Raw genomic sequence first — 19,513 nt, 5'->3', positions numbered from 1 at the left:
GTACCATGCGCCGCCACGCTGAGCAGGAAAGCTGCTCATATCCGGAATCTGATTGGCACCTGTACCAACTGAGCGCTTTGCCGCTTCGCCCAAACCAAGGTTTGCGAGAAAGATACCCCTGGCACTTATTCGCGGCCTGCTGGCACACTTCACGGCTTTTAACGGAATGAGTCCATGCTGATTGGCTATATCAGGGTATCAACAAATGAGCAGAATACGGATTTACAGCGTAACGCGCTGAAAAGCGCAAATTGCGACCTGATTCTGGAGGATAAAATTAGCGGGAAATCCCGCGACAGGCCGGGACTTAAAAAGGCGCTGCGCACGCTAGGGCAGGGAGACACGCTCGTGGTGTGGAAGCTCGATCGGCTGGGGCGCAGTATGCAGCATCTGGTTATGCTGACCGAGGAGCTGCGCGAGCGAGGCGTTAACTTTCGCAGCCTGACGGACAGCATTGATACCAGCACGCCCATGGGGCGATTCTTTTTTCACGTGATGGGCGCGCTTGCCGAAATGGAACGTGAGCTAATCGTGGAGCGAACCCGCGCCGGTCTGGCAGCCGCCCGCGAGAAAGGTCGCATTGGTGGCAGGCGGAGGCTAATGACGCCGGAAATCACGGAGCGCGCCCGGCGAATGCTGGCGCAGGGTGCGACGCTTCTCCAGGTGTCACTGGTGATCGGCGTATCGGTTAAAACGCTTTACCGCTATATCCCCGCATCAGAGCAGCGGGCGCTGCGCTCGTCCGTTGTGTCATCACCCACACAACAGCAAATCAGTGCCCCGAAGTAACATAGCGCCGACCATAGCGGAACCCCTTCACAGGAGAACCGCCATATGGCACAGGATTATCACCACGGCGTGCGCGTTGAGGAAATCAACGAGGGCACCCGAACCATCACCACCATCAGCACGGCGATTGTCGGACTGGTCTGCACCGGCGACGACGCCGACGCGGCCACGTTCCCGCTTAACCGTCCGGTGCTGCTGACCGACGTACTCACCGCGAGCGGCAAGGCGGGCGAGTCCGGCACGCTGGCCCGCTCGCTGGACGCCATCGGCGACCAGGCTAAACCCGTCACCGTCGTAGTGCGCGTGCCGCAGGGCGAAACCGAGGCGGAAACCACCACCAACATCATCGGCGGCGTCACCGACGGCCAGCGCACCGGCATGAAGGCATTACTGGCCGCGCAGGCGGTGTGCGGCGTCAAGCCCCGCATTCTCGGCGTGCCGGGACACGACACGCAGGCCGTGGCAACCGAGCTGCTGAGCGTGGCGCAGAGCCTGCGCGGCTTTGCCTACCTGTCGGCGTACGGCTGTAAAAGCGTCGAAGAGGCGATTGCCTACCGCGCGAACTTCAGCCAGCGCGAGGGCATGCTCATCTGGCCGGACTTCATCAACTTTGACACCGTACTGAAGGCGGACGCGACGGCTTTCGCCACCGCCCGCGCGCTCGGCCTGCGCGCCAAAATCGACGAGCAGACCGGCTGGCACAAATCCCTGTCGAACGTCGGCGTGAACGGCGTCACCGGCATCTCAAAAGACGTGTTCTGGGACCTGCAGGATCCGGCTACCGACTCCGGCCTGCTGAATCAGAACGACATCACCACGCTTATTCGTAAAGACGGCTTCCGCTTCTGGGGTTCGCGCTGCCTGAGCGACGACCCGCTGTTTGCGTTTGAGTGCTACACCCGCACCGCGCAGGTGCTGGCCGACACCATGGCCGAGGCGCACATGTGGGCGGTGGACGGCCCGCTGAATCCGTCGCTGGCCCGCGACATTATCGAGGGCATCCGCGCGAAGCTGCGCAGCCTCGTGAGCCAGGGCTATCTCATCGGCGCGGACTGCTGGCTGGACGAGAGCGTGAACGACAAGGACACGCTGAAGGCGGGCAAGCTGCTGATTGACTACGACTACACGCCGGTGCCGCCGCTGGAAAACCTGCTGCTGCGTCAGCGCATCACCGATCAGTACCTGGTCGATTTCGCCAGCCGCGTCAGTGCATAAGGAGACTGAATCATGGCATTACCCCGCAAGCTCAAGCACCTGAACCTGTTCAACGCAGGCAACAACTGGCAGGGGCTGATCGAGTCCGTGACGCTGCCAAAAATCACCCGCAAGTTCGAGAAGTATCGCGGCGGCGGCATGGCCGGTGCGGTGGACATCGACATGGGCCTGGACGACGGCGCGCTGGACACGGAATTTACCTGCGGCGGCGTTGAGGCGCTGCTGTTCAAACAGATGGGCTCCCAAACCGTGGACGGCGTGCAGCTGCGCTTCACCGGCTCCATTCAGCGCGACGACACCGGCGAGGTGCAGGCGGTGGAGCTAGTGACGCGTGGCCGCCACAAGGAGCTGGACTCCGGCGAGTGGAAGACCGGTGAATCCAGCACCACCAAGGTGTCCGGCACCAACAGCTACGCCAAGCTGACCATCAACGGCGAAGTGCTCTACGAGATTGACCTGGTGAACATGGTTCACATCGTGGACGGCACGGACCTGATGGAAGCGCACCGCAACGCGCTCGGCCTGTAATTAATCCGGCAGGGCAAACCCTGTCGCCTTTTACCCTTTTAGCGAGACATCATCATGACCGACAAAACCACCGAAAAAACCGTTGAGCTGGACACCCCGATCCTGCGCGGGAAAACCGAGATTAAGAGCGTCATCGTGCGCAAGCCGCAGTCCGGCGTGCTTCGCGGCACGCGCCTGCAGGCGCTGATGGACATGGACGTGAACGCCATGATCACCGTGCTGCCGCGCGTCACCACCCCGGCGCTGACCGTGCAGGAAATCACCGAGATGGACCCCGCCGATCTGGTGAGCCTGTCGGTTGAGGTGGTCACTTTTTTACTGAAGAAGTCGGTGCTGTCGGATTTAGCGACGGCCTGACGGTAGACGATCTGGTGGCGGACATCGCCACCGTCTTTCACTGGCCGCCGTCCGTTACTGAGTTCATGACGCTGACCGAGGTACTTGAATGGCGGCATAAGGCGATAATGCGACACGGGACCAGCGATGAGTGATAAAGACTTGCGCCTGCAGGTTGTTCTTAACGCGGTAGACAAACTGACCCGCCCCTTCCGTTCTGCAAAGGCCAGCACCCGCGAGCTGGCCGACTCCCTGCGCACCGCGCGCGCCAGCCTGAAAGATTTAGATGCGCAGGCCGCGCGCATCGACGGCTTCCGCAAAGCCCGGTCACAGCTTGCCATCACCGCAAACAATCTTAAGGGCGCGCGTGAAGAAGCGGCGAAGCTGGCGACGCAGTTCAGCGAGACCAACCGGCCCACCGCCGCGCAGGCGAGGGTGCTGGAGCAGGCGAAAAACCGCGTGCGCGAGCTGCAGCAATCCTACAACGGCCTGCTGGGTTCGGTGCAGCGCCAGCGCGCGGCGCTCACCGAGTCCGGCATTGATACCAAAAAGCTGAGCCAGGCACAGCGCGACCTGAAAGGCCGCGCCGACGAGGCGCGCGCGGCGATTGACCGCCAGCAGAAGTCGCTGAAGCGGCTCGGCGAGCAGCAGGCGAAACTCAACGCGGTGCGGGAGCGCCACGCCCGCTCGCTGGAGGTGCGCGATAAAATTGCCGGTGCCGGTGCGGCGACCACCGTGGCCGGGCTGGCGATGGGCGCGCCGGTGCTGGCCGCCGTGAAAGCCTCGGCGGACATGGAAGACGCCATGAAGGGCGTGGCGAAGCAGGTTAACGGCCTGCGCGACAACGACGGCAACCGCACGGCGCAGTTCTACAACATGCAGGCCGCCATCAAGGCCGCCAGCGAGCAGCTGCCGATGGACAACGGCGCGATTGACTACGCCGCGCTGGTCGAGGGCGGGGCGCGCATGGGCGTGACCAACCAGAACGATTCCTACGAGGACCAGAAGCGCGACCTGCTGGCGTTTGCCACCACGGCGGCGAAGGCGTCCACCGCGTTTGAACTGCCCGCCGGTGAGCTGGCCGAGGGGCTGGGCAAGATTGCGCAGCTCTACAAAATCCCCACGCGCAACATCGAGCAGCTGGGCGACGCGCTGAACTTTCTGGACGACAATGCGATGTCCAAGGGATCGGACATTATCGACGTGCTGCAGCGCATGGGCGGCGTGGCTGACAGGCTGGACTACCGCAAGGCCGCCGCGCTCGGCTCCACGTTCCTGAGCCTCGGCGCGACGGCGGAAACCGCCGCCAGCGCGGCGAACGCCATGGTGCGCGAACTCTCCGTTGCCACCATGCAGGGCAAGTCCTTTATGGGCGGCATGGCGCTGCTGAAGCTCGATCCGAAACAGATTGAGAAGCAGATGACCACGGACGCGATGGGCACCATTCAGCGCGTGCTGGAGAAGGTGAACAACCTGCCCGCCGACAAGCGTCTTACCGCGATGACCATGGTGTTCGGCAAGGAGTTCGGCAAGGACGCGGCGAAGCTCGCCAACAACATGCCGGAGCTTAGGCGCCAGCTGCAGCTGACGCAGGGCAACGCGGCCAGCGGCTCCATGCAGAAAGAGTCCGACATCAACAAGGACTCGCTGTCCGCGCAGTGGTTGCTGGTGAAAACCGGCGCGGCCAACACGCTGAGCGGCCTCGGCGACACGCTGCGCCAGCCGCTGCTGGAAATCATGGACGCGTTGAAGCGCGTCACCGGCACCATGCGCCGCTGGGTGGAGTCGAACCCAGAGCTGGTCGGCAGGCTGATGAAAATCGCCGCCGTGATGGCAACGGTTACGCTGGCGCTCGGCACGCTCGCCGTGGGCATGGCAGCCGTGCTGGGGCCGATCCTGATGCTGCGCTTCGGATTAAGCATGCTCGGCCTGAAGGGGCTGGCTAAGCTTTCGCCGCTGCTGGGCGGGCTGGGCAAGGCATTCGCAAAACTGGCGCCCGGCCTGACGTCTTCAGGTGACGGCATCAAAAAGCTGTTCTCACTGTTCAGCGGCGGCGAAGCCGGGGAGTCGGTCAACTGGCTGGAGAAAATCCGCGACGCGCTGGCGTCCCTGCGCGGCAGTGACGATGACGACGAGGACGGCGGCATTCTCAACGCCTTCCGTGAGGGGGCGCTGGAGAAAATCAAGGAGAAGGCGCAGGACGCCGGGCAGACGCTGGTTGCCTCCTTCCGTAATCCGATGGCCGGTGTGCGTGCGCTCGGCGCGCAGGTGCGCGGGCTGGCCGGTGCCGCCCTTGCGCCGCTGGCCGCCTCGGTGCGCGGTGCCGGTGGCGCGCTGATGTGGCTGGTTAAGTCACCGCTGGCGCTGCTGCGCACGGTGCTGACGGGCGTGATATGGGCGCTCGGCGCGCTGCTGAGTCCCGTCGGGCTGGCCGTGGCGGCGCTGGCCGGGGTGGCGCTGGTTATCTGGAAATACTGGGCGCCGATTAAGGCATTTTTAGGCGGCGTGGTGGACGGCTTCAGGGCCGCCGCCGGTCCCATTAGCGAGGCGTTTTCACCGCTGCAGCCGGTTTTCCAGTGGATAGGCGATAAGGTTCAGGCGCTTTTCGGCTGGTTTAAAGACCTGCTGACGCCGGTGCAGTCCACGGCGGCCGAGCTGGACAGCGCCGCCGCGAAGGGCAAAGCGTTCGGGCAGGCGCTGGCCGACGGGCTGAACATGGTGATGCACCCGCTTGACTCACTTAAGGCCGGGATCGGCGAGCTGCTGGACAAGTTCGGCCTCGTCAGCAAGGCGGCGGCTGGCACCAGGCTGCCGCAGCCGCCGAAAGCGGCCAGCGTCAGCGGCGGCGGGGTAACGCTGCCTACGGGTGGCTTCCCGGCGTTTGCGGGCATGTACGACACCGGCGGCAACATCCCGGCGGGCCAGTTTGGCGTCGTGGGTGAAAACGGGCCGGAAATCGTGGGCGGACCGGTGAGTGTGACGAGCCGTAAACGCACCGCGCAGCTGGCAGCCATGGCGGCGATGACGCTCGGCATCGCGTCCGGAACGGCGGAGGCGAAGCCGCTGCACCCGCTGAGCCTGCCCGCGCAGGCGTACCGGCAGGACGCGCCGCGCCAGCAGTCCGGCACGAGCGCCGCGCCCGTGAGCATTCACGCGCCGATCACCATCGTGCAGCAGCCGGGCCAGAACGCGCAGGACGTGGTGGACGAGGTGATGCGCAGGCTGGAGGCAAAAGAGCGGCAGGCGCAATCCCGCGCCCGCAGCAGCTACCGTGACCGAGGAGGGTTTGATTCATGATGATGACGCTGGGCCTGTTTGTTTTCATGCTCAAGACGGTGCCGTATCAGGAGCTGCAGCTCCAGCGCAGCTGGCGCTTCCCGTCGAACAGCCGCGTGGGCGTGCGCCCGGCGCTGCAGTTCCTCGGCCCGGATAACGACACCATTACACTGTCGGGCGTGCTGCTGCCGGAAATCACCGGCGGCAGGCTGTCGCTGTTCGCGCTGGAGCAGATTGCCGAGCTGGGCCGCGCGTGGCCGCTGATTGAGGGCAGCGGCACGATTTACGGCATGTTCGTGATCGAGAGCCTGAGCCAGACCAAAGCGGAGTTCTTCAGCAACGGCATGTGCCGGCGGATTGAGTTCACGCTCACGCTGAAGCGCACCGATGAATCGCTGGGTGAAATGTTCGGCAGCCTCAGCGATCAGCTGTCGGCCATGCAGGGCGCGGCCACCGACGCCGCCGGTAAAGTCGTTGCGGCAGTGGGCGGGATGTTCTCATGATGGCGGGCAGCTGGATTAACGGGCAGGCGAACGCGCCCGCCTTCAGGCTGGCGCTTGCCGGTGCTGACATTACGCAGAAGATAGAGCAGCGGCTCATCAGCCTGACGCTTACCGATAACCGCGGCTTTGAGGCTGACCAGCTGGACATTGAGCTGGACGACGCGGACGGGCAGCTGCTGATGCCGCGCCGGGGCGTTGAGCTGTCGCTGGCGCTGGGCTGGAAAGGGGAGGCGCTTTTCCCGAAAGGCACCTACACCGTGGACGAAATCGAGCACAGCGGCACGCCGGACCGGCTGACCCTGCGCGCGCGCAGCGCGGACTTCCGCCAGACGCTGAACACGAAGCGCGAAAAGTCGTGGCACCAGACCAGCGTCGGCGAGGTGGTGAAAGAGATTGCCGGGCGGCACAAGCTCAAAACGGCGATGGGCGACGACGTAGCGAAAATGGCACTCGATCACATCGACCAGACCAACGAGTCAGACGCCAGCTTTTTAATGCGCCTGGCGAAACAGTGCGGCGCGGTGGCGTGCATCAAAGACGGCAACCTGCTGTTTATCCGGCAGGGGCAGGGCAAAACGGCCAGCGGCAAAGCACTGCCCGCCATCACCCTCGTGCGCAAAGACGGCGACGGCCATCGCTTTACGCTGGCTGACCGTAACGCCTACACCGGCGTGATCGCGAGCTGGCTGCACACCCGCGAGCCGGAGAAGAAACCGGAAGCCACGGTGAAGCGTAAGCGCCGCAAACCCGCCGCGCAGAAGAAGGAGCCGGAGGCAAAGCAGGGTGACTACCTGATCGGCACGGATGAAAACGTCCTGGTGCTGAGCCGCACCTATGCGAACCGGGCCAACGCCGAACGCGCCGCAAAAATGCAGTGGGAACGGCTGCAGCGCGGTGTGGCAACGTTCTCTATTCAGCTGGCGCGCGGGCGGGCCGATCTCTACACGGAAATGCCGGTGAAGGTGAGCGGGTTCAAACAGCAGATTGATGCGGGGGAATGGATTATCACAACGCTGACGCACGGCCTGAGTGCGGAAAATGGCTACACGACCAGCATTGAGCTTGAAGTGAAAATTGACTCACTTGAGATGGAATAAATTAGGTTTAATCTAATTTTAATTGTAGCATTAGCAAAAAAGCTAAGCCGGAGGCGCGTATGATGAACTGTCCTTTGTGTGGCAATGCTGCACATACCCGTAGTAGTTTCCAGGTATCCAAGGAAACAAAAGAGCGTTACAACCAGTGCCAGAACATCAATTGCAGTTGTACGTTTAAATCCCATGAAACGGTTTCAGAAATAATCATGAGTCCTGGGAAAATCAAACCCGTTCCTCCTCATCCAGATCGTTCTTTGCAAGGCACACTTTGGATGTGAGCGTTGTACTTAAATTACCCGCTTAGGCGGGTTTTTTTATGCCCGGGGTTTGCCCGCTTTGCTTGAGACTGTCGCAACCCTGAAAAGTCGTGCGACACTTTTGCGACACCGCCAGATTAGGCAACAAAAAAGCCACCCTCAGAGGTGGCTTAACTACATGATTTACATCACTAAATTTGGTGGCCCCTGCTGGGTTTGAACCAGCGACCAAGCGATTATGAGTCGCCTGCTCTAACCACTGAGCTAAGGGGCCAGCGGAGCGGGGATTATAGAGTATCTTGTTGGGGTGATCCAGAGTTCGCCATTTGGATGGCGAAAATTACAGCAATGGCTGAGCCCTTGATCTCAAAAAGAAAAATGCATTATCACCCGCTTTATCGCGCATATAGCGCTCAATCATCATCGCTTTTTGAGACCAGGCTGACTAAAAAGGTCATCATTGCTACAAATAACGCGATGCTGGCTCGTTTAATGAAATAAAAGGCAATATTGCGCGGCGTGCGTCATCGTAAGTCTGCCAAAGGTCCATGTCCTCCACTGATGGGATGGTCACCAGCTCGCCGGCATCAAGTCCATGCAGGGCCGCTGAGACTAAATCATCTACCTCCATCAGCATTTCTGCGGGAAGGTCATTGATAGATTTACCCGCGCGTTCGAAGATCTCGGTACGCGTCAGACCGGGCAACACAGCCTGCATACGTACGCCACTTTCGGCTAATTCACGATGCATATTGCGCGTTAGGGAAAGGACATAAGCTTTGCTGGCGTTATACGCGCCATTCGCAGACTCATTTACCAATGCTAATACCGATGCAATATTCACGATTGTGCCGTTGCGGCGTGCTCGAAAGGCCTGCGCGGCACTGTGAGCCAGCTGTGTTAGTGCAACGATGTTTAGGGTCAGCATGGTTTGTATTTTTACGATATCACCATCAACAAATTCGCCTTCTACCGTCATGCCAGCGTTGTTAACCAGCAGCGTGATCAGCTTATTTTCCTGAATTTCCCGAACGACTTTTTGCACATCATCCTGATGCGTTAGGTCTGCAGTCAATACGCTGACCTCCACGCCGTGCGCCTCGCGCAGAGATCGTGCCAATTGATTAAGTCTGGCTTCATCGCGTGCCACCAGAATCAGGTTGCTTCCGCGTGCTGCTAGCTGTTTGGCATAGGTGGCACCAATACCACTTGATGCGCCGGTAATCAAAGCCAGTTGTTGTGACATGTTAGGTTCCTCGAGATGATGGTTATCATATTTGCGTAGTTCAATATGACGATCATAATATTTATCGTCAAGCTGGAATATGATGATCGTAATAATTACACTGATTGCCATAAACGATGAGTGAGGGAAGTGGAGATGGAAAAGCTGAGCCACAAAGCACGTACGCGGCAGCGCATCTTGAATGAGGCAGCGGTGGTGATGCGCGAGAGCGGTACTGAAAGCATTGGCGTAGCCGCGCTGATGAAGCGCGTAGGCTTAACGCACGGTGGTTTTTACGCGCATTTCACTTCACGTGAGGATTTGGTACAAGCCGTGATTGCAGAGATGTTTGCCGATTCAGCCCGCCGCTTCGCTACTATTACTTCCTTAACAGATCCGCTGGAACGATTTAATCAGCTGATTGATAGCTACCTGTCAGAGCAGCATTGTGACTCGCCGGGTGAAGGCTGCCCGCTACCTGCGCTGGTGAGTGAAATGGCGCATCTGCCATTGGATGCGCGCACGCTGTTTTCTCAGCAGCGTGCAGCGATGCGACAGCGTTTAGCGCAGACGCTACGTGAGCTTAATCACCCGCAAGCAGATGACGCCGCAACGACGATTCTGACTGAGATGGTCGGGGCAGTGGCGCTGGCTCGTTCTTGTGCTGATAAAAAGGAAGCAGGAAATTTGCTGGCGCTCAGCCGTCGTTCCGTGAAACAACGTGCCGGAGTGGAGACACCATGAGTGAGCACGATATCCGCGATATCATCGCGCCCGATTTGCAGGTGCTGTTTTGTGGTATCAATCCGGGAAAATCATCAGCACATACCGGTTATCACTTCGCGCATCCTGGCAATCGCTTCTGGAAAGTAATCTATCAGGCGGGATTCACCCGGGAGTTACTTAAGCCCGAGCAGGAGCAGCGCCTAATGGAAACCGGCTGTGGTATCACCATGCTGGTGGAGCGTCCGACGGTGCAGGCCAACGAACTGGATGGTGATGAGTTACGTGACGGTGGTTCGCGTTTGCAGCACAAGATTTTGCATTATCAACCGCGCGCGTTGGCGGTATTGGGCAAGGACGCCTTTCAGAAAGCTTTTCGTCAGCGCAAAGTGGAGTGGGGCGAGCAGCCGCAAATGTTGGGTAAGACGCGATTATGGGTGTTGCCCAATCCCAGCGGTCTAAATCGTGCGACGCTGGAAGAGATGGCGGTATCCTATCGTCAGCTGCATGATTGGCTACAGGGCAATAGGTAAAAATGCGGTTCTGCAGATAATAAAAAACCCCGGCAAGCCGGGGTTTTTCGTCTCGACGCTGATTAATCGTCGAGGAAGCTACGCAGCACTTCAGAGCGGCTTGGATGACGCAGTTTACGCAGCGCCTTCGCTTCAATCTGACGAATACGCTCACGCGTTACGTCAAACTGTTTGCCTACCTCTTCCAGCGTGTGGTCGGTGTTCATATCGATACCGAAACGCATACGCAGAACTTTCGCTTCACGCGCGGTCAGGCCAGCCAGCACATCGTGGGTGGCTGAGCGCAGGCTTTCCGAGGTAGCGGAATCCAGCGGCAGCTCCAGCGTGGTGTCTTCGATAAAATCGCCCAGATGCGAATCTTCATCATCACCAATCGGCGTCTCCATCGAGATAGGCTCTTTAGCGATTTTCAGCACTTTGCGGATCTTATCTTCTGGCATCAACATGCGTTCGGCCAGCTCTTCCGGTGTCGGCTCACGACCCATCTCTTGCAGCATCTGACGCGAGATACGATTGAGTTTGTTGATGGTCTCAATCATATGCACCGGGATACGGATGGTACGTGCCTGGTCCGCGATGGAACGGGTGATAGCCTGACGAATCCACCAGGTGGCGTAAGTTGAGAACTTATAACCACGACGGTATTCAAACTTATCAACCGCTTTCATCAAGCCGATGTTGCCTTCCTGAATCAGATCGAGGAACTGCAGACCACGGTTGGTGTATTTCTTAGCGATAGAAATAACCAGACGCAAGTTTGCTTCAACCATCTCTTTCTTCGCACGACGCGCTTTGGCCTCGCCGATAGACATGCGACGGTTAATGTCTTTGACCTGCTCGATAGTCAAGCCGGTTTCTTCTTCGATCTGCTGCAGTTTGTATAGCGAACGATTCACATCATCTTCAACTTCGAGCAGTTTTTCCGACCAAGGCTTGTTCATGGCCAGCGCGGCTTTGAACCAGCTTGGATTGGTTTCATTGCCGGTAAACAGCGTGATGAAGTTCTTCTTCGGCATTTTGCACAGTTCAATACACAGCTTCATGATGAGGCGCTCTTGCGTACGCACGCGCTCCATCATTTCACGCATATTGTTCACCAGGTAATCGAATTGCTTCGGTACCAGGCGGAACTGTTTAAATACTTCAGACAGATTTTGGATTTCAGCGACGGCGTCTGCGTGGCTGCGACCTTTAGCTTTAATTACAGTACGCGTTGTTTCGTACTGCGTACGCAGGTCACCAAACTTCTCGCGAGCCAGCTCTGGGTCGATGGAGTTGTCATCATCAGAACTGTCGTCATCCTCTTCGTCTTCTTCTTCATCATCATCGCGATCTTCCTGCGATAACTCAGAACCAACGTGAGTCGCGGTCGGCGCAATATCTTCTTCGGCGTTAGGATCGATAAAGCCGATGATTAAATCAGACAGGCGAGAGTCGCCCGCTTCTACGCGATCGTACTGATCGAGCAAATAGGTGATCGCTTCCGGATATTCGGCAACAGAGCATTGAACCTGGTTGATACCGTCTTCGATGCGCTTAGCGATGTCAATTTCGCCTTCACGCGTCAGCAGTTCAACGGTACCCATTTCACGCATATACATGCGCACCGGGTCGGTGGTACGGCCAATTTCAGATTCAACACTGGATAAAACCTGAGCGGCGGCTTCTGCAGCATCTTCGTCAGTATCGGAGCTGTTTTCATTCAGGATCAGGTCATCAGCATCAGGCGCTTCTTCAACGACCTGAATACCCATGTCATTAATCATCTGAATGATGTCTTCGATCTGATCGGAGTCGACGATATCTTCCGGCAGATGGTCATTGACCTCAGCATAGGTCAGATAGCCTTGCTCCTTACCACGGGTGACAAGTAGCTTAAGCTGTGACTGCGGGTTTTGCTCCATAAGACGGTATCCACACTTCTGTTAATTAGATTGGTGTCGGTCGGCGCGAGCCAACTATAACAGTGAAGGCGTTGTGTTTTTGCCGCTGCCTACATCGCGGCCAGGGCCTTTGCCCTCATATAATCGGCACTTAAGCCGCTTGTGTTCGTTCCGAGGCTAACTTACTTGCCATTTTCAGCGCTGGCAGTGCTCGCAATCCTCACGTACTTCAGTACGCTCCGGGTGCTGCGCGCTGGCAGCACTGAAACTGGCTGCGACGTTAACGCCTCTAAATCTTGAGCTGTTTGTTTTCCGGTTCGCTTATCGCGTCTAAAAATCCGGAAATGACTGAGCCAGAATGCGGTTTTTAACGTGCTTGCAGTTCTGACCGAGTTAAAATCTTATTTTTTTGCTAATGCCTGGCTTAAAGCCCAGAACTCGCGGCGTTCGATGGCGCTTAAGCCTTCTGTTCGCTCGCGGGCGATCAGCGCTTCCAGACGCTGTTCAAGCGCGGAATCATAAATGCTGGCCAGTGAATCCTGGAACACTTCTTCCGCCTCTTCATCCACTATCATGTGGTTCCAGGTGGCCAGTGTTTCAAGGGGCTGGCTAAAATTTGTCCCGCGATATAACTCTAGTAGCTGTCCGGTAGTCAGGCCAGGATTCTCTGTACAACGGCTGACTAACTCCACAAATAGCGGTAAACCTGCCATTTTCGACTGCTCCAGTCCATCCAGCGTCGGTACGATGGAGGCGAACTGTGGATTCTGCACTAATAACGCAATCAGCACGCGCATGGTGGTACGCTTCAGCGGTGGTGCAGTGGGCAGCGCGCCACTTTCGGCCAGCTTCGGCATCAGCTTGTCTAACTGGTTATCGTCAAGAATACCGAGTTTATTACCCAGAGTTTGGCGCATATAAATACGCAGCGTTTCACCGGGAATCTGACTAATCAGCGGTAACGCAAGTGTCGCCAGCTTGGTCTTACCATCGCGGGTACTCAAATCTACCTGCGGCATCAGGCTGTCGAACAAAAACGTGGAGAGCGGTGTAGCCTGCTCCATCCGCGCTTCAAAGGCTTCTTTGCCCTCTTTGCGTACCAGCGTGTCCGGATCTTCGCCATCGGGCAAAAACATAAAGCGTAGCTGACGACCATCATTCATGTAAGGCAATGCGGTTTCGAGCGTACGCCATGCTGCTTCGCGTCCGGCGCGATCGCCGTCATAACAGCAAATCACGGTATCCGTTGAGCGGTACAGCAGCTGAACGTGCTCAGCGGTAGTCGAGGTGCCCAGCGATGCTACGGCATAATCGATGCCAAATTGCGCGAGCGCCACCACGTCCATATAACCTTCAACAACCAGCAAACGCGCAGGCTGCGGATGATTTTTTTGCGCTTCATAAAGTCCGTATAACTGGCGGCCTTTATGGAAAATCGGTGTTTCAGGTGAGTTCAGATACTTCGGCGTATCGTTGCCCAGCACGCGACCACCAAAACCAATGACGCGGCCGCGCTTATCGCGGATAGGGAACATCACGCGATCGCGGAAACGATCATAGGTGCGGCCTGAGTCATTGCTGACCAGCATGCCGGCTTCCATCAGTGATTCGCGATCGTCTTTTTGCTGACCAAAACGCTTCAGTGCATTATCCCAGCCGGCGGGCGCATAGCCGATAGCAAAGTGATCGATCACTTCCTGGCTGAGTCCGCGCGTGGCGAGATATTTCTGGGCAGATTGCGCTTGCGGATTACGCAGGCTCTGTTGATAAAAGCCGTTCAGGCCTTCCAGCAACTGATAAAGACTTTGACGCTGATGGCGCTCCATCGGGCTAGGACCGTTGCCCGCTTCATACGGCACTTCTAAGCCGTGAAGCGTGGCCAGCTCCTCAACGCTCTCAACAAATTCCAGACGATCGTGATTCATCAGGAAATCGATGGCGTTGCCCTTGGCACCACAGCCAAAGCAGTAATAAAACTGCTTCTCACCGCTTACGGTGAAAGAGGGCGTTTTTTCGTTATGAAAAGGACAGCACGCGTGATAATTCTTACCCTGCTTTTTCAGCTTAACGCGGGCATCGATAATATCCACGATGTCCGTGCGGGCAAGTAAGTCGTTGATAAATATGCGTGGAATTCGTCCAGCCATAAGCCCCGATTTTTCAGCTCATAAACGACAACAAGCCGCGCTTCCTTTCGGAAAGCACGGCCTTTTACTTGACTCTGTCTGCGTTTATCACGCGGCGGAAGCGAACTTCCGCAAGAAATTAGTACAGACGAGTGCGGCGTGCGTTTTCGCGAGCCAGTTTCTTGGCGTGACGCTTAACTGCAGATGCTTTAGCGCGCTTACGCTCAGTGGTAGGCTTCTCGTAGAACTCACGGCTACGAACTTCTGCCAAAACACCTGCTTTCTCGCATGAACGCTTGAAGCGACGCAGTGCTACGTCGAACGGCTCGTTTTCACGTACTTTAATTACCGGCATGTAACTCTTACCTCGATAAAATTCGGTTTTTGCTGCTGACTGCGGCGCCAGCACATTTCAAAATGGTGCAGCATTTTACTCCAGCCGCGGCTGACTTGTAAAGCACCATGTATAATTTAGAACCAACAGGGGCATTTGCCATCGCGGCTGCCGGTTTTTTCAGGCCGTGGAGTATAGCGCACTCTTTATGCGACAGAAAAACACTTTTTCCTGGCCAAAGTCTCTGGGGTGTGATTTGCCTGTGCTACACTGCGCGCCGCAAGAAGAGGGTGATAAAAGCTATGCGAGTTCTGGGTATTGAAACGTCCTGCGATGAAACCGGCATCGCGATTTATGACGATGCGTCCGGTCTGCTGGCAAATCAATTATATAGCCAGGTCAAACTGCATGCCGATTACGGCGGCGTGGTGCCGGAACTGGCATCGCGCGACCACGTGCGTAAAACCGTGCCGCTGATTCAGGCGGCACTAAAAGAAGCGGGTCTTGAGCCACAACAAATTGATGGTGTTGCCTATACGGCTGGACCGGGCCTGGTCGGTGCGTTGTTGGTGGGGGCAACCATTGGCCGCGCGTTGGCGTTCGCCTGGAATGTGCCGGCGGTGCCGGTCCATCATATGGAAGGGCATCTGCTGGCGCCGATGCTGGAAGAGAATCCGCCTGAATTCCCATTTGTGGCGCTGCTGGTTTCCGGCGGTCACACGCAGTTAATCAGCGTGACCGGTATTGGCGAATATACTTTGCTGGGCGAATCGATTGATGATGCAGCCGGTGAAGCGTTCGATAAAACCGCCAAGCTGCTCGGTCTGGATTATCCCGGCGGGCCAATGTTGTCGCGTATGGCGCAGCAGGGCACGGCAAACCGCTTCAAATTCCCGCGTCCGATGACCGATCGTCCGGGGCTGGATTTTAGCTTCTCCGGGCTAAAAACCTTTGCGGCGAATACCATTCGCGAGCATCAGGGCGACGAACAAGCACGTGCTGATATTGCTCGCGCGTTTGAAGATGCGGTGGTCGATACCTTAATGATTAAGTGCAAACGCGCGCTGGAGCAGACCGGTTTTAAACGTTTGGTGATTGCCGGCGGCGTCAGTGCCAACCGCACGCTGCGTGAGCGGATGGCCGAAATGATGCAAAAGCGCGGTGGCGAAGTGTTTTACGCGCGCCCTGAGTTTTGCACTGATAATGGCGCGATGATCGCTTACGCCGGCATGGTGCGGCTGAAAGGCGGCACGCGTGGAGAACTTGGCATCAGCGTGCGACCGCGTTGGCCGCTATCCGAATTGCCCGCCATCTAAAACGAAAAAAAAACCGGCTTCGCGCCGGTTTTTTTATTTCTTCTTCTTCCGTTTCCAGATTTTCGTTTCCTGGCCGCGCCACAGGCGTTGAATGTTGTCGTGATGTCGCAACAGAATCAAACAAGAGAGCATGGAAACGGGGAAGGTAAATTGCGGTTTAAACCACCACACATAAAACGGTGCGATCAGCGCACTGACAATGGCGCCCAGCGATGAATAGCCGCTCAGCAGTACCGTTAACAGCCAGGTGCCGGTCATCAATCCCGTTAAATCCCAGCCAATCGGCGCAATTGCGCCAAATGCGGTCGCTACGCCTTTACCGCCGCGAAAACGAAAGAATACCGGATAGATGTGACCAAGGCAGGCGGCAATCGCCGTCAGTCCAAGATAGAGGGGCGCAACGTGCAGCAGGTAGGCGATCCACACTGGGAGCATGCCTTTCGCCACGTCGAAAATTAGTACCGCCGCAGCGGCAGCTTTGCCACCAATGCGCAAAACGTTGGTAGCGCCAGGGTTGCCTGAGCCTTGCGAGCGCGGATCGGGTAAACCAGCCAGTTTACAAACCAGTATCGCACTGGAAATCGAACCGCAAAGATACGCGAAAATAATCATACCAAGCGCGATAGCACTCATAGCTTCGTACCGTTCCTTTTGGGTCGTTTTGTTCTCGATAAGCGTGGATAATACGCATAATCCGCCGGAAGTGGTATCCGGCTTAGCCAAAAACAGAGACTGACATCATGGATATCGTATTTATCGAGCAGCTTACCGTGTTCACGACTATTGGCGTTTACGACTGGGAGCAGGGCATGCAGCAGAAGCTGGTGCTCGATGTCGAACTAGCCTGGGATAACCGCCAGGCCGCCGCCAGCGACGATGTGAATGATTGCCTAAGCTATGCCGATGTGACTGAAGCGATCCTCAATCATCTGCAAGGCCAGCGTTTTGCCCTCGTTGAAAGGGTAGCGGAAGAAATCGCCGTTCTGTTGATGAATCGTTTCAAAACGCCTGGAGTGCGCATAAAGGTAGCTAAACCGGGGGCTATCGCCCAGGCGGGCAGCGTTGGCGTGCGTATTGAGCGCGGGACTATTCCGAAATAAATCTTCCGTGATTGCCATCACAATGAAACCAAACCAAATTATGGTGTGTCTCACTTGAGGCCGCTGCGCTAACTAACAGATCGTGCCCGAATTTCTTAAGGTTTCCTTCAGCGTGGCGCAGGCATAATTTCAGGCGGTAGCCCTTTGCGACCGCCTTTTTACTGTTTAAAACGGATAGAGGAAATAATTTTGATGGCAGACATTCATCAGCTTTGGGTAGCTGCAATCCTGGGGATTGTAGAAGGCCTCACGGAATTCCTGCCGGTCTCTTCCACGGGCCATATGATTATCGTTGGCCACCTGCTGGGCTTTGAAGGCGAAACTGCAGAAACCTTCGAAGTGGTGATTCAGCTGGGTTCAATCCTGGCGGTGGTGGTGATGTTCTGGCGTCGCCTGTTTGGCTTGATCGGCATCCATTTCGGTGAGGTTAAGCACGAAGGCGTCGGCACCGGGAAATTGACGCTGATTCATATTCTGCTGGGTATGGTGCCGGCGGTGGTGATTGGTCTGCTGCTGCACGATCAAATCAAAACGCTGTTTAACCCGATCAATGTGATGTACGCGCTGGTTGTCGGTGGTGTGCTGCTGTTGGTCGCGGAATATTTCAAGCCAAAGCAACCGAAAGCCGTCGGCGTGGACGATATCACTTATCGCCAGGCGTTTATGATTGGCTGCTTCCAGTGTCTGGCGCTGTGGCCGGGCTTCTCGCGCTCGGGTGCAACGATTTCAGGCGGTATGCTGATGGGCGTGAGTCGTTATGCGGCGTCGGAATTCTCGTTCATTCTGGCGGTGCCGATGATGATTGGCGCTACCGGCCTCGATCTCTATAAGAGCCTCGGATTCCTGACGATGCAGGATCTCCCGATGTTTGCCGTTGGTTTTGTCACCGCCTTCATTGTGGCGCTGCTGGCAATCAAAGTGTTCCTGGAACTGATCAAGCGTATTTCGTTCGTCTCTTTCGCCATCTACCGCTTCATTGTCGCGGCAGTGGTTTACGCCATCTTTATGTAATGCGTAACACGCGGCCAGTTAAGCTGGCCGCGTGTTAATCAACTCCGCTTGCAGCACCGCAACACGTCGACGCGTTAACTCTTCCCGCACTTCTGCCCCTTTAAAGCCTGCAGCCACCACATCTTTGGTTGGCACGGCTTGCGCCAGCGTAAACGCCCGACGTAAATAGTCACCTTGCGGATAAGCCATACTTTCCAGACCTGCACGACCGCGCGCATCGGCTTCACTGGTCAGCGCCATCTTTTCCACACGATCGGGCTTGCGCCATGCATCAATACGATCAAACAACGCGATTAGCGCCTCAGCCGGCTGACGCTCAATGGTGTGCACCACATCGTGAAATTCGGTTACCACTAACGCTAAATCACGCACCTGATTGGGCACACGCAGGCGCTGGCACAGCGCTTCAACCAGCGGTACACCCGCCAGGCCATGACCATGATGACTCGGCCATTTCTCTGGAGGCGTTAGCGCTTTGCCAATATCGTGGAATAGCGTGGCGAAACGCACGTCAAGTTGATCGGAAAGCGCAGCCGAGAGGGTGAGCGTCATCAGCGCATGCACGCCAGTATCAATTTCGGGATGCCACTTAATCGGTGCTGGAATGCCGTACAGATTATCGATTTCCGGGAACAGCACCTGCAGCGCACCGCAATCACGCAGCACCTGGAAATAGACCTGTGGATTACGCGTCAGCAGCGCTTTTTCCGTCTCTTTCCACACGCGTTCGGCGGTGAGATGCGCCAGTTCGCCACTGCTGGCCATTTCACGCATTAGCGCCTGAGTTTCATCTGCAACTCGGAAATTAAGGTGGGCAAAGCGGGCGGCAAAACGCGCCACGCGTAATACACGCAGCGGATCTTCATTGAAGGCGGCGGATACATGGCGCAGCAGGCGTTGAGCCAAATCGCGTTGACCACCATAAGGATCGATGAGTTCGCCGCTGTCGCTTTGTGCGATGGCGTTGATAGTGAGATCGCGGCGCTGTAAATCTTGCTCCAGCGTGACATCTGGCGCGAATTGCGTCACAAACCCGGTGTAACCGTTACCGCTTTTGCGCTCGGTACGTGCCAACGCATACTCTTCACGACTACGCGGATGCAGGAAAACCGGAAAATCGCGCCCAACCTGCTGATAACCTTCAGCCAGCATCGTATCGGGCGTAGCGCCCACCACGACCCAATCTCTATCTTTTACCGGCAAACGCAGTAAGGCATCGCGCACTGCGCCACCGACCAGAAACGTCTTCACTCAACCACTC

The 19,513-nt window shown here is 57.0% G+C and carries 20 protein-coding genes and 1 tRNA gene; 14 read left to right on the top strand and 7 right to left on the bottom strand.

Features of this window, described 5'->3' with window-relative positions; genetic code table 11:
• Positions 1 to 174: 174 nt before the first annotated feature.
• From WFL93_RS20785 to WFL93_RS20745, 9 genes are read left to right on the top strand one after another with little or no spacing between them, the layout of a single operon-like run.
• Complete coding sequence (locus WFL93_RS20785; RefSeq protein WP_049850598.1) at positions 175 to 789, top strand: recombinase family protein; 615 nt, start codon at positions 175 to 177, stop codon at positions 787 to 789.
• A 45-nt stretch (positions 790 to 834) separates the two neighbouring features.
• Entirely contained in the window at positions 835 to 2,004 is a 1,170-nt protein-coding gene (locus WFL93_RS20780; RefSeq protein ID WP_336778954.1) for a phage tail sheath protein, read from the top strand.
• Positions 2,005 to 2,016: 12 nt separating this feature from the next.
• Entirely contained in the window at positions 2,017 to 2,532 is a 516-nt protein-coding gene (locus WFL93_RS20775; RefSeq protein WP_336778953.1) for a phage major tail tube protein, read from the top strand.
• 54 nt (positions 2,533 to 2,586) lie between these two features.
• On the top strand, positions 2,587 to 2,889 hold the full coding sequence (locus WFL93_RS20770) for a phage tail assembly protein (protein WP_336778952.1): 303 nt from the start codon (positions 2,587 to 2,589) through the stop codon (positions 2,887 to 2,889).
• Positions 2,890 to 2,903: 14 nt separating this feature from the next.
• Entirely contained in the window at positions 2,904 to 3,023 is a 120-nt protein-coding gene (locus tag WFL93_RS20765) for a GpE family phage tail protein (RefSeq protein ID WP_071531062.1), read from the top strand.
• The gene (locus tag WFL93_RS20760; RefSeq protein WP_336778951.1) at positions 3,016 to 6,165 is read left to right on the top strand and encodes a phage tail tape measure protein; all 3,150 of its coding nucleotides are present in this window, start codon (positions 3,016 to 3,018) and stop codon (positions 6,163 to 6,165) included. Before WFL93_RS20765 ends, WFL93_RS20760 begins: the two co-directional genes overlap by 8 nt.
• Positions 6,162 to 6,647 (top strand): phage tail protein, encoded by a 486-nt coding sequence (locus WFL93_RS20755; RefSeq protein ID WP_336778950.1) that lies wholly within the window; start codon positions 6,162 to 6,164, stop codon positions 6,645 to 6,647. The genes WFL93_RS20760 and WFL93_RS20755 overlap by 4 nt, the downstream gene beginning before the upstream one ends.
• Positions 6,644 to 7,744, top strand: coding sequence for a phage late control D family protein (locus WFL93_RS20750; protein ID WP_336778949.1), 1,101 nt, complete (start codon positions 6,644 to 6,646; stop codon positions 7,742 to 7,744). The genes WFL93_RS20755 and WFL93_RS20750 overlap by 4 nt, the downstream gene beginning before the upstream one ends.
• 59 nt (positions 7,745 to 7,803) lie before the next feature.
• On the top strand, positions 7,804 to 8,022 hold the full coding sequence (locus WFL93_RS20745) for an ogr/Delta-like zinc finger family protein (RefSeq protein WP_336778948.1): 219 nt from the start codon (positions 7,804 to 7,806) through the stop codon (positions 8,020 to 8,022).
• 177 nt (positions 8,023 to 8,199) lie between these two features.
• Here the strand turns inward: WFL93_RS20745 and WFL93_RS20740 are convergent.
• Positions 8,200 to 8,275 (bottom strand) — tRNA-Ile (locus WFL93_RS20740).
• Positions 8,276 to 8,464: 189 nt separating this feature from the next.
• Entirely contained in the window at positions 8,465 to 9,247 is a 783-nt protein-coding gene (locus tag WFL93_RS20735; protein ID WP_336778947.1) for an SDR family NAD(P)-dependent oxidoreductase, read from the bottom strand.
• Between the two features lie 135 nt (positions 9,248 to 9,382).
• Between WFL93_RS20735 and WFL93_RS20730 the strand changes: the two genes are divergently transcribed.
• Both WFL93_RS20730 and mug read left to right on the top strand, forming a co-directional pair.
• Positions 9,383 to 9,970 (top strand): TetR/AcrR family transcriptional regulator, encoded by a 588-nt coding sequence (locus WFL93_RS20730; protein WP_336778946.1) that lies wholly within the window; start codon positions 9,383 to 9,385, stop codon positions 9,968 to 9,970.
• On the top strand, positions 9,967 to 10,482 hold the full coding sequence (gene mug, locus WFL93_RS20725; RefSeq protein WP_336778945.1) for a G/U mismatch-specific DNA glycosylase: 516 nt from the start codon (positions 9,967 to 9,969) through the stop codon (positions 10,480 to 10,482). Before WFL93_RS20730 ends, mug begins: the two co-directional genes overlap by 4 nt.
• A gap of 62 nt (positions 10,483 to 10,544) precedes the next feature.
• Here the strand turns inward: mug and rpoD are convergent, their stop codons facing one another.
• The 3 genes from rpoD to rpsU all read right to left on the bottom strand — a co-directional run bounded on the left by rpoD (position 10,545) and on the right by rpsU (position 14,846).
• On the bottom strand, positions 10,545 to 12,386 hold the full coding sequence (rpoD, locus tag WFL93_RS20720; RefSeq protein ID WP_009127647.1) for an RNA polymerase sigma factor RpoD: 1,842 nt from the start codon (positions 12,384 to 12,386) through the stop codon (positions 10,545 to 10,547).
• Positions 12,387 to 12,766: 380 nt separating this feature from the next.
• Entirely contained in the window at positions 12,767 to 14,512 is a 1,746-nt protein-coding gene (dnaG, locus tag WFL93_RS20715) for a DNA primase (RefSeq protein ID WP_049850609.1), read from the bottom strand.
• A gap of 118 nt (positions 14,513 to 14,630) precedes the next feature.
• Positions 14,631 to 14,846, bottom strand: a complete 216-nt coding sequence (gene rpsU / locus WFL93_RS20710; protein ID WP_008103436.1) for a 30S ribosomal protein S21 — start codon at positions 14,844 to 14,846, stop codon at positions 14,631 to 14,633.
• 281 nt (positions 14,847 to 15,127) lie between these two features.
• Between rpsU and tsaD the strand changes: the two genes are divergently transcribed.
• Positions 15,128 to 16,141 carry a tRNA (adenosine(37)-N6)-threonylcarbamoyltransferase complex transferase subunit TsaD gene (gene tsaD / locus WFL93_RS20705; protein WP_336778944.1) on the top strand — a complete coding sequence of 338 codons (1,014 nt, stop codon included), beginning with the start codon at positions 15,128 to 15,130 and terminating at the stop codon, positions 16,139 to 16,141.
• 33 nt (positions 16,142 to 16,174) lie between these two features.
• Here the strand turns inward: tsaD and plsY are convergent, their stop codons facing one another.
• A complete protein-coding gene (plsY, locus tag WFL93_RS20700) occupies positions 16,175 to 16,774 on the bottom strand; it encodes a glycerol-3-phosphate 1-O-acyltransferase PlsY (protein ID WP_009127656.1) in 600 nt (199 codons plus the stop codon).
• A gap of 107 nt (positions 16,775 to 16,881) precedes the next feature.
• Between plsY and folB the strand changes: the two genes are divergently transcribed.
• Together folB and bacA are read left to right on the top strand one after the other, a co-directional pair.
• Positions 16,882 to 17,241: a bifunctional dihydroneopterin aldolase/7,8-dihydroneopterin epimerase gene (gene folB, locus WFL93_RS20695; protein WP_009127658.1), complete on the top strand. Its 360-nt coding sequence runs from the start codon at positions 16,882 to 16,884 to the stop codon at positions 17,239 to 17,241.
• A gap of 192 nt (positions 17,242 to 17,433) precedes the next feature.
• Positions 17,434 to 18,252: an undecaprenyl-diphosphate phosphatase gene (gene bacA / locus WFL93_RS20690; RefSeq protein ID WP_049850610.1), complete on the top strand. Its 819-nt coding sequence runs from the start codon at positions 17,434 to 17,436 to the stop codon at positions 18,250 to 18,252.
• Between the two features lie 18 nt (positions 18,253 to 18,270).
• On the opposite strand, the gene WFL93_RS20685 is transcribed toward bacA, so the two are convergent.
• Entirely contained in the window at positions 18,271 to 19,503 is a 1,233-nt protein-coding gene (locus WFL93_RS20685) for a multifunctional CCA addition/repair protein (RefSeq protein WP_336778943.1), read from the bottom strand.
• Between the last annotated feature and the right edge of the window lie 10 nt (positions 19,504 to 19,513).

The sequence above is a fragment of the Pantoea sp. USHLN256 genome (assembly GCF_037149875.1).
GTDB classification, from domain to species: Bacteria; Pseudomonadota; Gammaproteobacteria; order Enterobacterales; family Enterobacteriaceae; genus Pantoea; species Pantoea nemavictus.
The sequence above is the reverse complement of the archived record's forward strand: the minus strand, read 5'-3'. Positions and strand labels throughout refer to the sequence as shown.